Here is a 13,154-nt window from a genome sequence, read left to right as displayed (position 1 = left end):
GTTACCCCCGGACAATATTTGAGCCAGCTATCATCTCGTCTTCATTAACAGAACCTATACGAGCAGAATCAAGATTGGCAACAATTTTTCGCAGTTTTTCCATATCATTACCCGTAAGAGCCTCAATCCCTGCTTCAATTAATTGAGTATGCTCATGAACATCAGGGAATAGATAAGAGTCTTCTTTTAACCAGTTAAAACGGTCAATGATAAACCAATCTTGTCGCCATAGAATCATAAAGTTTCTATTACGAAGTTCAGAAAGATGTGCTTCAAAATCACTGCTATTATTATCAATTGCGCGTTGAGCTGTTTTACTAAGATTTTCAAAAGAAGAATCCTCTGATGATCGAGCATGCTGTCTAACTAACTGCTCAAAAAAATGAACAACTTTGTCTAACTCTATCTGACGAATTTCTTTTAAATGCTCTTTGCGAATTATGGCTAGACGTCGCCTAATTTCTTGAATATTATCCATAGCCTGTTTAACTGTTTCAGGGTCACTCTCATTAGGATTTAATCCGCATGTTTGATCCAGTGTGTCTCGTGCTTGATTTAGTCGATCATCATTGATCTTTGATGTCATTTCATTAAGACGCTGTATCATTTTCTCTGATTGGTCTTGGACTAACTTTGATGCTTTGGTATAGTCAATTTGCCCATCTTGACGAGAGTAAAAATTACGCCCGCTATGGAATGAACTTCCAATGGATGGCACCGTGACCTCAATAATAATATTCCCTGAATCTAGTACTTCATATTCGCAAACTAACTCAGCACCTACTGAAATAATTCCATCATCGAAATCAACACCTTTAATCTCAAACATACCGATAAAGCGGTTATCGCCAATTGGGTCAGATATCTCACCTTCCCAAAGTTTGAATTTTAAAGTGGAAGGGCTACCAGCCTTTAATGATTCTGCAGCTTTGAAAATTTTCTTTCCTTTTTTGGGTAATTGCTCCCCTTCACGAACTAAATAATCCAGTATTAGACGACCTCCAATTTTCTCACATACCTCTACACCAATAGAATGCGAGGCAGGAATAGCATCAATGCTTGCAGCTGTACGTAAAATGACAATTTTGTCTTCAACCAGACTAATAGGTCCACCGTTTGAGTCAAACACAAATATTTTAAATGTATTTTCAGCTGGTTTCGATAGATGAAGTTCAACACTCGCTCCATCTTTCAACCCTACTCGGCCAGATGACCATCCCGTATCGAGACTGTCAATTTGAAACTCGGCTCCAGAGATAACAGGACCGGTTACCTTCGCGATGATCTTGGCTTTGGTATCTGGTGTTCTTGCTATAAAGTTAAATGAAAGATCCAGATTCCCTGTGCCTATTGTACCTCGAGCACTTTTCCGACCACGCTTTTCAGAAGCCCAATCAATCGATTCGGCGAATATTGCTGCACCTTCTGCTACCGCCGTCATGGGATTAACATCTATAGATGGTGCAATACCTAATTCAAACGATACTTTATCGCGGAGGGGCTTATATTGAGTTGGTCCACCTACAAATACAATACGTTCAACATCATGTGAATTTAGTCCACTCTTAGCAAGTGTTTCTCTAGCAGCCTGGATAGCTTCTTCTACTTTACCTAAGATTAATTCATCAAGGAGTCTTCTTGTGAAAGGTATATCAATGTATATTTCCTCACCAGATTCATCACTAATACTAATATCTGATTCAGCAAGACTGATGACAGATTCCTCTTTAGTTGATAGTTCTATTTTTGCTCTTTCTGCAGCCCACAGGCACATTCTTAGTAATGATTTGTACTTGATATTTGAACTTAAATCTTCTGGTAGATTAAATTGGGAAAAAAGCCAGGGCTTAACAACATTGTCCAAAATTGAGCGATCAAAGTCTGTTCCACCACACATCGCAATACCGCCATGGGCTAATAGGCTTACTCGTCCACTGATGCTTTCTGCAATAGCAATATCGAGAGTCCCTCCTCCTAAGTCAAAAACAAGAAAAACTCCATCACTTCTTCTTTGCTTCATAACACTCATCACTGCTGCCACAGGCTCCTGCATTAAAGTAATTTTGCCTAAACCGGCCATTTCAGCTGCAGCCAATGTCGCATCTTTTTGCATTTGATTAAACGCTGCTGGTACAGTAATTACAGTACCAGTTCTTTCATTATTTCGTATTTCTTCAGGAAGATATCCAAAACATAGTTTAAGGATTTCGGCGGAACACTCTTCTGGAGTCATGACTAGACCCACAGCATCCAGTTTGACAGGAGTGCTTGTACCAATCATTCGCTTGAATTTTGTAGCAGCATTATCTGGATTTTTAGCAGCACTATCGTATGCTCTTTTCCCTAAGTATTTGTTGCCTCTCTTATCGATAAAGATAGCTGACGGGGTAACATCATTTTGATCTGGACTCTTATAGAGGTGAACTGACGCCCCATCATAAGAACAAATTGCACTGTTTGTTGTGCCAAGATCGATTCCAACGTATTTCATATATTCACCTTTCGCAGTATGACTGTCCCCTGTTTTTTAAGTCCTTGAGCACTCATAATAATCGGCTCTACCATTTGATCTATTAGCAACGTATCTTCTGGCTCAAAATCACCCAAATTTAGAGCAGAAGCGGCGATACCAGGATCGAAAGGTTGTCCCTCAACATTGACTAGCCTAAGGCCAACAACTTCTAGACTTTCTTCGATTTTTTTTTGAAAGTAACGCAATTGGTTAACGTAACGATTAACCTCTCCGGCATCCATCTTATTCACAATCCTCGTAAACACTCGAGAAAAACGCCAGCTTTCAACTGCAATGTTGATCATAGAGTGTTCTAATTGTTCATATCGGTTATTGTTATCAATTTCCATCTTTTTTCTCTGAGGTTGTTGAGTAGTTTTGCATTTAGCGGATTTAAAGCAATGGGATTATCCTATTGCTCCAATTGGTATAATTTTTCAGTTTAATCTTATATATGATTTACAATTAGTCGAAATTGATATTATTCAAATTCATTATAAAACCATGTTGATCATAATATGCCCATTTTTCGGCGATGCTACGTAATCATAAGACCCTTGTCAAGGCAAGAAGTGGTTGACTATTGCCCTAAAGACAATGATTTGATCTGATTGATTTATAATTAACCTAATCCAGGGAATACGATAGAGTTTTATATAAAGTAAAGACAAATGAAGGTCCAATATCGATTACTTTTTCATAAAATCATCTCTATCATAAAATCAATTAATTGCATTTTAAGAGCACTATGGATAATATCCGCCCATTTCATTTGGGGTTGTACTATGAGAAAACTATTTGATTCACTGGCGGTTGCTAGTTGTGGTTTGATTACTTCAGTACTGACAGCAATATTGGTTATTGTATGTTCCAATCATATGGAATTTGATTTTTTTACTCTAAGTGTTTGGGTGGTGATACCTATTGGCGCTATTTTGACTGGTATGGCTGCAGCATCAGGATACTATTTTGGTTGCTTATATTTTCATAAACGACCAACCAAGGTACTATTTTTGCAAATGCTAATAATTGCAGTCTTTACTCAATTGTTGATCTATTATTTTCAGTACATGACTCTTATTCTTGATGATGGAACACAAGTAAGCCAATTTATTTCATTTATTGATTATGTAAAATTCACACTTTCAAAGTCACATTACACTTTTTCTTTTAGTAGGGCTCCAACTCATATTGAAACAGGTGAAGTGGGTTATTTTGGCTATTTTTTGGCTATTATTCAATTCGTTGGCTTTATGGCAGGTGGCGTATTTATTGCCATGATACTTTTACAATACCCTGAATGCGAAAAATGCGGAAAATATTTTAGATTGTTGGGTACTAAATCCAAAAGCTTTTCAGATTCTGATGCTTTTGCTGCATATTATGATGAGCTATATACTCACCCAATCGAATCAAAGGAATTTGTTGATATGTTAAATCAAAAGCATGATCACAAGGCCCAAAATGGAGTAGTACTTCTAAAAGAAAAGCTTAATGGCTGCCCATATTGCAAAATTCAAATGATTACTAATAATGTGTCTGTTTATAATGGTAAAGAGTGGAAAGAGATCAATGACTTAAAACGCCATATTCTCTTACCTGACTCTATAAGTTTGCTTACTCAATTTGCCAAATGAGAACTTACCATCACATACGCGCAATGGAATGCGCTGTATTAAACAATACAAAAAAATTTTAAAAGGCTTATTTTGAGTATCAAACCTATAAAGATTCTATATAGTTCAACACACACCTATCGCATTATTAAAGTATGCTTACTAACTTCTTTATTTATAAGGATTTTCAATAGACATTAAGGAAAAATAAGTTTAAAAAGCTGATGAATGTGTGGTGAAGAGTAAGTATGAAGAATAAAGTCAAAAAATCCATATTTTATAAGGGTTGCTGGAATAATTTTTTAACTATTCACCACAACATTCATCACAGGTTCATCATTCTTCACCACTTTGCACCGCTTTTTTTTACCCTATAAAACTAAACAACATATTAAACATTTTCCTCATACATATTTTGTAACTCATTATATTTCACCAATGCCGCTTGCTGTAACTTATCAAAGTCCTCCCTATTAAGCTGTAATAGCTCAACCGAAATATTTTTAATCAACGCATTCATCTGAATGATTAGTTGATGGCAATGTTTTTCGACGGCTGTCTTTTCACTTAAATGGTCATTTCTCTCAAACCAATGATTTAATCCGACCTGAATTAATAGACTAATCATATGAGACATGGAATCATTATTTTTTATCGCAAGGGATGCGATACGATTATGTAAGTTATTTGGTAGTGAAATGGTAGTACGTGGCATAATTTCTCCTGATTTTATAGCTCTAATTCTTTAATTAACTGACGATTTATTTCTGTTTTTTTACTGTAAAACAATAGGTCATCCATATTGATTTTTTGATTCAGTGAGTTTGTTAAATTTTGTGATTCAAACCCCTGCTTCTTAGCAATGACTGTCTGTATTGAGTGGCTATTATGGTGACTGAATCGTTCCTCATGGCGTACTAGTTGCTCACTTGATATCCTATCGAGTGCGGATGGTTTTTCATCGGTATTTCTTCTAATAGCACGAACCAGTTCTTCCTTATTATCCGTCACCAAAATCATACCTTGTACGGCTCTAGAAATTTGCACGTAAAAATTATTTAGGGTAGAGCCAAACCGATGATAGGATTCCATTAACCCAACACCAAAAGGCGCATCTTTTCCTTGAACCTTATAGTTGGTCAGGACATAGCTGTAGTCAAGGTGCTTTAAGGCTGGATGGGTATGTTCTATGGTTAATTGATGGCCTTCTTTGGTAATAAAAATGAGTGCATTTTCTTTAATTTCATGAAGGGTTGCACATTGGCCGTTTCTCAGGTTATTGGATTTGAAATTGCGTGTCCACATGACCTTATCTCCCGGCAATAGCTCCAAAGATTTTGCATGATAAAGTTCGATAATGCGTTCAAAAGGCGCAGTATGGGATTTGTATTTTGGCAGGTTATTTAATTTAAACTGAATTAACTTTCCATATTCATTAATTAGTGGCAACACATTATCTTGGCTATTCTTTTTGCTTATTTCTCCAACTGTATAATATTCACCTGATTTAATGTCATTTTTTCTAAACTCCTGATTAAAACGTACAATGTCACCCTTCTCATAATAAGCAACAAATCGACTCTGTATAGGCTCCATCTTTTTTGCTTTAAGAACCATTTGGTGCACACCTTCTTTTGCTAAAATCCCTTCTTGTTTCAAACCATCACGAATCAGCTTAGTAATTTCTTCTCGATGAACATGTGTGGGTGCAAATAATAAAGTTTCATCACGACCTTTTTGTGGCATGGAAAGCCAATGGTTAGCAATCCAAGTAATGCGCTCTTCATGAGTGGTGCGTTCTTTAACATCCACTTTGTCTAAAGCTTCTCTTACCTTTCCTTGAGTAGCAGCAATTACTGCCTCTTTTAGGACGGTATTTTTTTGCCTCACAATTTCATCCATTACAGTGTTCTCAATACCATATTCCTGGGTTAAGCCAAATATACGCCCTGCATTCACACTTGGTAACTGTGCCTTATCACCAACAAGTATTAGCCTTGCATTGGTGCGTTCAATATGTTTCATCAGTTCGTGACCCTGATGAGAAGAAAGCATGGATGCTTCATCGACTATAAATATGGTCTTGCTTAAAGAAGCAATTGGTGCGTCTTTTAGTTCTTGATGTACCAGTGGGAACACGTCTGTTTTAATCCCTGCTTTTTCCTGTAATTCATAGGCAGCAGAGCTTGCTACGGTAACACCACGAAGTTTATAGCCTTGTGCCTCAACCAGTAATTTTGCTTCAGAAAGCATCGATGTTTTAGCAACACCTGCATAACCTTGAATGGCTAAATAGCGGTCTTTACTGGTTAATAACACAAGCATGGCCTCTTTTTGCGAATTGGTCATGGGATAAGGCAATAATGGGCTTCGCTGCTTTTGAAATACTTTGACTGTTTCTTTGGTGGCAATAGCAGGAACAACCCCTTTATTGTGTTCAATTCGCGCAAGAGTTTCTGCCTCTATGGTCAAAAGCCATGGAGTGGTTAAAAATCGCTGTCCCGTTTCCTGGCATCGAGCTTGATATAAAGATTGATTCTTAATTTCGTGTTGAATTGCATCATTAATGGATTCTTTGGACACTGCTTTAGGGTAAACAAGGCTATGTTTCATCGCCTCAAACGCTAAACCCCTTTCTGAAAATATTGAGGTGCGCTGACTTAATGTTTCTGTAGCAACCTGTATGCAGGCTATAGCCGCTTCCTTTTCTGAGGGACTTTTCCCTTGGGTTTGTTTGCCAACTAAAGCCATTAATTTATCTTTAATGGCTGAGAACCAAGAAATAGGTTGTACTTGATTTCGATTTTGCATAAAAGCTTGTGCATCAAACCCTAAATCTTTTGCGCGCTCTTTCCAGTCTTTTTCTAAAACAGTGATGTCACACTCTTCCTTGTTCTTGCGGGTGAGCAATGTAGCCGCTGAGGCGCTTTTTGCACCACTCCAGCCTTTTTCCTCCATGTGACGTTCAATGTCTTCACGCCTTCTGGAAAATTCCTGTAAGACTTTCTCAGGGATGCCATCAATTTCAAATAACCCATCTCCGCTTAACCTCAATGGGAATTTTGCCTCTTTCAGTCGATTGGCTAAATATTGACGATAAATCAATCCACAATAATGAGCATTATTTTGAATTTGCTCGATAACCCCATATTTTCTTGATGTGTCGCTCGCAAGAGACCGTGCTTTTCCTTCATGAAAAGTCATGTTCATGGTGACACAGTGCGTATGCAACGCCGGATCATTGGCACGGGAACTTGGTTGCCTAAACGCTGCAACTGCTAAGTTGCCCGTCTTTTCAAAAAAAATCTCCCCATGCCGAGAAACTCGAGTTTCTGCAAATTCCTTTTCAATCTGCCCTATGGCATAGGCTACTGCTTCATCATGATATTGAACTAATTCAGGTGCGACGCCTAATCCCACTAATAGGGAGACACTTTTAGGTGCAGAAAAAGTCATATCAAAACCAGGGCGATGTTCGCCTTGAAGATTTTGTAGCGACTGACCATCAGGCATTTTACCCTCTAATAAAGCGAGCATTTGTTTCTTTTCCACTATTCCAGATAGTTGCATCTTCTGGCTAGCTTGTCCTAACCACCTCATAGATTGTGCATCACCTGAATAGTAATTGAATGTTGCTGCATAATAGTCTGCTGCACCTTGTGCTGATTTTAGTGGTTGTATACTGAGCATAGTTATCCCTAATCCATATATTCTATGAGTTGGCTTTCTTTCACTTTTCGTGAAGCCTGTTCCAGATCTTGTCCTGATGATTCATTTGCTTCATCTACCCTTGAGACATCTTCTGTTATGAGTTCAGGTAAATTTCTACCGATAAAACCTAAGTTTGGTGTATCACGTTGTATTAATTGAATTGCCAACTTCGTCACTGGATAAGGACCTGGAAGACGCAAAAAACAGGTTAAATCTTTGAGTTCCAAAATTTCTGGATAAGCAACGATAGGACGAGTCACTCGTTGACTTCCTAAGGAGATACCATCTCGGATGCTGTTGGCACCATAAGAATAATTTTCCCTAGACTCTTCAATTTCTTCCTCCCCTAGTTCACTGGCTACTAGGCGTGCCATATCGCTGCTTGGGCTGCGAAAGAAAAAACGAGTATTGAGTAAATCAAAAATTTCTCTAGCTCCACTTTGACCATAGACCTTAGTGAGCTGTGAAAAGCTTTGCATTCCCAAAAGAAAACAGCCGCCAAATTTACGTACTTCGGCAATCGTCTCACCAAGTAAAGGGAGTTTATGTAAGCTAGGTAACTCATCACAGACAAACCAAATACGTCGTTCTCGATTAGGCGACAAGCTCAAAAGCGTTAAGGAAGCCATAGCTAACCACATCGAAATGAGTGGTTTTAAGGTTTTATGTTGCTCTCCATTGGATGAAATAAACAACCACCCTTTTCTATCTTCATCAAGGATGTAGTCACGAATGGAAAATGCAAGCTTATTATCCTTCTCAAGACCTGATAAAGACTGCAGTGATTTAAGATAAGTCGTGATTACCGAACGGATGGAAATTGCTGTTTTTTCAATTTTACCACTGACTAAAGTAGCAGCTGCCGTTCCTTGCAAATACTCTTCTAAGGTAGAAAATTCACCAGTAAGCAAAAGCCGTAATAATTTCTCTAATGAGCGATCAGAATCATGGCGCATAGTGGAGGCAACCGATACAAAAACAGTTCGGGCGGCATTGACCCAAAAAGGATCAGATTCCCCATGCATAGGGATGAGACTTTCTGCCATGTTTTCGAAATCAGAATCTCGAGGCGCCTCACTCCACATATCCCAATTTGGGCAACGTGCATCAAAAGGATTTAAAACAACATCATAGTCTTCACGAAAATAATGAGTTATAAAAGAGCATCCTTTATCATAAATAATGACTCTATCTCCACGTGCTCGCAAAGCATCTAAGATCTTCATGATGAGCTGGCTTTTTCCAGTCCCTACTGTTCCATGTACTAATATATGCTGCACCTCACTACCTTGAATTAAAGGAAAATCATCAATATGAATGTCGGAATGAGCCGCATCATTTATGATCATTTCTTTTACCTGAGCTGGGGTATCGATTCGACTTCCTCGAATAAACTGATGTTTACTCTGTTCTTTACCTCGGCGAATAAAGTAAATGGCAAACCCTATTCCAATAAGAAATGCCATGCAAAATGCAACTAAAGCTGATTGTCCCATGGTTCTGATGATTTCATTGGCATTATCACGGTAATAGGAATAATGAAGAATTTGCTGTACATTTTGTGTGTAGGTCTTACCATGGAATGAAAAATGAAAATCATGCTTTTGACCAATAGCATTTAAAAATTGAGCCCCATAATAAGCAAATGCATGTTGTAGCTTTTCAACTGAAGTGACACTCCAAATAATAAGTCCGGTAAACACTACCCAAAGCATCAGGCAAATTAAGGTCAACGATTTGGTAATTTGATCCCACATGCGAAGATTATGGAAACTAATTTGTCCACCACGAGTATAGTGTTTGAAATTAGGCTCATCACGCATCTGTTCTTCTCCTTGTGTATTTTGGGCAAAGCAGTAGCTAGCACTGCTCTTAAAGTGCTTAAAATTAATTAAAAATGTTTATTTATTTTCTTATCTAAGCGGTAAGTCAATCCTCTTTTCTTTATGGAAAAACTCATTGATTACTGTAAAAATAGTGCTTATTCCAATACGGCTTAATTCCATACTTACCAGAAAGTAGGTCGCGGCAAGGCTTCCAAAAAATGCAAATCCAAGCATTAACAAGATTTGCGTATCTTCACCATAACTGCCAAATACAGTGCAAAAAAAGACAAAAAAGCCCAAAAATACTTTGGCTATGAGTTTAAATTTTTTGACCAGTAAAACACCCGTTTTTAGTTTCGTCTCCAGATGTAAACGAAAAAGAACAAAGAAATTAACCGAGTTCCATAATACGATCAGGGCACCTAAACTTAAGAAAAAAGCCACAATAACCGATGAACTAATAATTTCTGAATAAGTTGCAGGCGTTTTAAATTGTGTATTGAAGGTAAATGAGTAAGCTAATGTTGATGAGATAACAACAAAAATGCTCCAAAAAATAGCCAACATTATCTTAAAAAAATCACCATAGTACACTCGCGCAGGAATAATATCTGGATCAAGATGTTTTATAGTTCTAATGTCATCTGCAACAGCTAATTTTAATTGTGTATTATCCATTTTACTCTCCTTTATGGTGGAGTTCTAAAGCCTCCTTGGGTAGATGAACATTTTCAGGTAAAAGCACATTTTTTTGTGCCCTAACCATACCCTCATGCAATACAGCTTTCTGTTTATCCATTAGATCATGCTGATCTTTCTGAATCAACTCCTTCCCTTGATTAAGATTTTGAAAAGATTCATCCAATTGCTGGTGAACATTGTGTTTTAATGTTTTAGTCTTATTTTGATCAATGCCTACTTTGAGTAATTGAGCATCGTGCTCCAATTCTTGAGTATTTTTTTGATAATGAGTCCCTAACTGTTTTTCCATTGAGCTCACTTGATGCTTTTCTTGGTTATAAAAAGAATCTATTCTTTTATGGTTATCTGGAGTTCCAAAGTCTCTAATTAATTCATCGCGTTTGTGAGCAATAAAATCTTGTCCTAAAGCCTGGAGTTTATTTAATGAGTGCATATCGCCTGGATGGCTAAATAGTTCGTCGCGAGCTGACTCTCCTATTTTGCTTGCTACAAATGCAGGAAACGCTTGATTCAGATCGGTATTGATTTGCGATGAATGAGATTCAACAAAGCTTTTTGCTTTGGAAATTCGTTCTGCTCGATTTAGGTTTGTATCGTAACTACGACTTGCAGTCTCTGCAGCGCGTAAATCTGCTCCCAATTGATTTGAAAGAGAAGAAGATTGAGAATGATTGTCATCAAAATGATGCGTTTGTGAAAAATGTTTCACATAGTTAAGTGCATCATTAAAGTCACTTGCTTCACGTGCAGAAATACTGCCATCCATTCCCGTGTGGTAGCGATCGCTACTTGAAGAGGTTCGATCAAATTTAAGATGTGTATTACCTCCTGCATTAAAACCTGTCCCCCATTGAGCTACCTTACCTATTAGACTTCTATTTGATTTCACACCAGCATGAGCACCCCAACCACCACTGGTTAAATGAGAAAGAGCATCCTCTTTACTTACTCCATTTCGTTTCGCCACATCCTCTGCAATATGGCTAATCGTCGATAACGCTTTAGAATATTGACTTGACTCACTATTAGATACTCCATCACCTAGTCGCATTTCATGACCTTGTAATTGGGAGAGTTGTAATGCCCGATGGGCAAAATGGGATAAAGCAGATTGATAATGATTGGATTCATTAAGAGCAGCTTGACGTGACTGCTCATAAGCTTGGTTAAGTGATGTGCTTAAACCTTCTGATGTATTAATAGATACGGCACTTCGTGTCATTCCAGGACTGACGTCGAAAACTTTTTCGCCGTTGCCTGTAACGGTTTTTAATACCCCAGTTCCCATTTGCTCAGTATTCATACCATGCATGTGTGTCCAATTAGAGTCATGTTTATTGGCTGAAAAATTATTGGCAGTCGTATTATAGAAACTGGTTTGTCCTAGACCAAAAGAGCTACTGGCCGCCTCTCCTGCTACGGACATGCTAGAACCTTGCATATGGCTCATCATGCTGGTGGCTAAATTGCTGAATGCTCCACCAAGATTAGAAACCAAGCCATGGGATAAAAAAGGAATTAACATCATTAAATAGCCACAAGCTCCTGAAATATCCGCATGCAGTTCATCAATTTTATCAAGATTCACCATCGTAAAATGGCCGTATTCAGCAGATGTTGAAGCGCCATAAAGAGTCATACCAGCATTTAAAATGGCAAATAGTACAGGCCAAAATTGCAGTGACATGAAAAATTGCAGATATCCATAAAGAATTCGAATTCCGCCGGGTAAAGTAGCTAATGCAATAATTAAGGGAAAAACACCAAATAATAAAAGGGTCAAACAGGTATGGGTAATAGGTAAAATCCACAAGGCTTTCTTGCCTAAAACCTCCCAACTCCAACGATGCTGTACCTGAGATTTGGTAAATTGCTGATTAACCACTCCGGCCGTAGCATCAGTAAACGCTTGATAATGAGCAACACCTTCTCCCATAGCATTAATCATCATGCTTTGTAAAAAGATATTGCTTGCCGTATCTGTTAAGCCCTGATAATAATCAAAAGCTGATTTTAGATGGGTATTAAAAAGTGCTTCATAAGTTGTATTTTTAGGTTTGCCAAACAAATTGACCCCAAAAAACGTATATGCTTTTTTAATTTCAGCATCTAGTTTTTTACGTAAACTGTACTGTCCATCAGGTTTGGAGGCATCCGAGCAAGTAACAAGTTTGCCATTCACACTGATCATACGAAGGGGTGATGCTTTGGAGGTCAATAAATTCCAAATATCTGTGGAATGCGCTAAATCACCAACACTGTACTTGCGGTTCATACGAATGTCTCCAACCACGCAGACCCGAAAATACTCATTCATTTCTTCTTTTAACACAGGATCTTTAATTCGAAAGGAAGTTGATGCCTGAATTAGGCGAGAACCAAACAACGCGCCTGTTTTGGTGTACTGCAAATCATCAGGCATAGTGAGCAGTGCATCATACGTTTGAGCAAGGCCATAACCAATCGTAGTTACAAGACTAGCACTTAACGCAAACACCACAGGCACATTATCAACGATTTTAGGGTTTTGCGCTGAAATGTCGTCAATAAGCACTGATGTTTTAGGTAATAACACCAAATTCACAAACAACACGTATCCTAAAAACCAACGCGCAAAGGCCATAGGATCTCGAGTCTTTAGAAAACCTACCGTCGCCATAACAATACCAATCAGCGCTGTGATACGCAGTAATCCCAAAAAGCTGTCTTGTTTCATAAAAGAGGCCAAAGCATTGAGCACATGCTGAAATAATTCTCCAGCTGCCAAGACATGAATGGTTATCATTA

At 38.1% G+C, this 13,154-nt stretch carries 8 protein-coding genes; 1 reads left to right on the top strand and 7 read right to left on the bottom strand.

Features of this window, described 5'->3' with window-relative positions:
- Position 1 precedes the first annotated feature (1 nt).
- Both ELY20_RS06260 and ELY20_RS06255 read right to left on the bottom strand, forming a co-directional pair.
- Complete coding sequence (locus ELY20_RS06260; protein ID WP_110144214.1) at positions 2-2,491, bottom strand: Hsp70 family protein; 2,490 nt, start codon at positions 2,489-2,491, stop codon at positions 2-4.
- Positions 2,488-2,862, bottom strand: coding sequence for a hypothetical protein (locus tag ELY20_RS06255; protein WP_110144213.1), 375 nt, complete (start codon positions 2,860-2,862; stop codon positions 2,488-2,490). Before ELY20_RS06255 ends, ELY20_RS06260 begins: the two co-directional genes overlap by 4 nt.
- 435 nt (positions 2,863-3,297) lie before the next feature.
- On the opposite strand from ELY20_RS06255, the gene ELY20_RS06250 reads away from it, so the two are divergent.
- Positions 3,298-4,149: a hypothetical protein gene (locus tag ELY20_RS06250; protein WP_110144212.1), complete on the top strand. Its 852-nt coding sequence runs from the start codon at positions 3,298-3,300 to the stop codon at positions 4,147-4,149.
- A 370-nt stretch (positions 4,150-4,519) separates the two neighbouring features.
- Here the strand turns inward: ELY20_RS06250 and ELY20_RS06245 are convergent, their stop codons facing one another.
- From ELY20_RS06245 to traG, 5 genes are all read right to left on the bottom strand, one after another.
- Positions 4,520-4,843 carry a hypothetical protein gene (locus tag ELY20_RS06245; RefSeq protein ID WP_199742185.1) on the bottom strand — a complete coding sequence of 108 codons (324 nt, stop codon included), beginning with the start codon at positions 4,841-4,843 and terminating at the stop codon, positions 4,520-4,522.
- Positions 4,844-4,857: 14 nt separating this feature from the next.
- Positions 4,858-7,818, bottom strand: a complete 2,961-nt coding sequence (gene mobF, locus ELY20_RS06240) for a MobF family relaxase (protein WP_110144211.1) — start codon at positions 7,816-7,818, stop codon at positions 4,858-4,860.
- An 8-nt stretch (positions 7,819-7,826) separates the two neighbouring features.
- Positions 7,827-9,662: a type IV conjugative transfer system coupling protein TraD gene (traD, locus tag ELY20_RS06235; protein WP_127059476.1), complete on the bottom strand. Its 1,836-nt coding sequence runs from the start codon at positions 9,660-9,662 to the stop codon at positions 7,827-7,829.
- A gap of 90 nt (positions 9,663-9,752) precedes the next feature.
- On the bottom strand, positions 9,753-10,343 hold the full coding sequence (locus ELY20_RS06230; RefSeq protein ID WP_110144194.1) for a hypothetical protein: 591 nt from the start codon (positions 10,341-10,343) through the stop codon (positions 9,753-9,755).
- Between the two features lies 1 nt (position 10,344).
- Positions 10,345-13,152: a conjugal transfer mating-pair stabilization protein TraG gene (gene traG / locus ELY20_RS06225; RefSeq protein ID WP_127059475.1), complete on the bottom strand. Its 2,808-nt coding sequence runs from the start codon at positions 13,150-13,152 to the stop codon at positions 10,345-10,347.
- Between the last annotated feature and the right edge of the window lie 2 nt (positions 13,153-13,154).

Source organism: Legionella qingyii (genome assembly GCF_003990155.1).
GTDB classification, from domain to species: domain Bacteria; phylum Pseudomonadota; class Gammaproteobacteria; order Legionellales; family Legionellaceae; genus Legionella; species Legionella qingyii.
The sequence above is the reverse complement of the archived record's forward strand: the minus strand, read 5'-3'. Positions and strand labels throughout refer to the sequence as shown.

What these genes read in the sequence shown, in the direction of transcription:
- ELY20_RS06260 (WP_110144214.1), bottom strand. Translation starts at nt 2,491, where the DNA reads ATGAAATACGTTGGAATCGATCTTGGCACAACAAACAGTGCAATTTGT.
- ELY20_RS06255 (WP_110144213.1), bottom strand. Translation starts at nt 2,862, where the DNA reads ATGGAAATTGATAACAATAACCGATATGAACAATTAGAACACTCTATG.
- ELY20_RS06250 (WP_110144212.1), top strand. Translation starts at nt 3,298, where the DNA reads ATGAGAAAACTATTTGATTCACTGGCGGTTGCTAGTTGTGGTTTGATT.
- ELY20_RS06245 (WP_199742185.1), bottom strand. Translation starts at nt 4,843, where the DNA reads ATGCCACGTACTACCATTTCACTACCAAATAACTTACATAATCGTATC.
- mobF (WP_110144211.1), bottom strand. Translation starts at nt 7,818, where the DNA reads ATGCTCAGTATACAACCACTAAAATCAGCACAAGGTGCAGCAGACTAT.
- traD (WP_127059476.1), bottom strand. Translation starts at nt 9,662, where the DNA reads ATGCGTGATGAGCCTAATTTCAAACACTATACTCGTGGTGGACAAATT.
- ELY20_RS06230 (WP_110144194.1), bottom strand. Translation starts at nt 10,343, where the DNA reads ATGGATAATACACAATTAAAATTAGCTGTTGCAGATGACATTAGAACT.
- traG (WP_127059475.1), bottom strand. Translation starts at nt 13,152, where the DNA reads ATGATAACCATTCATGTCTTGGCAGCTGGAGAATTATTTCAGCATGTG.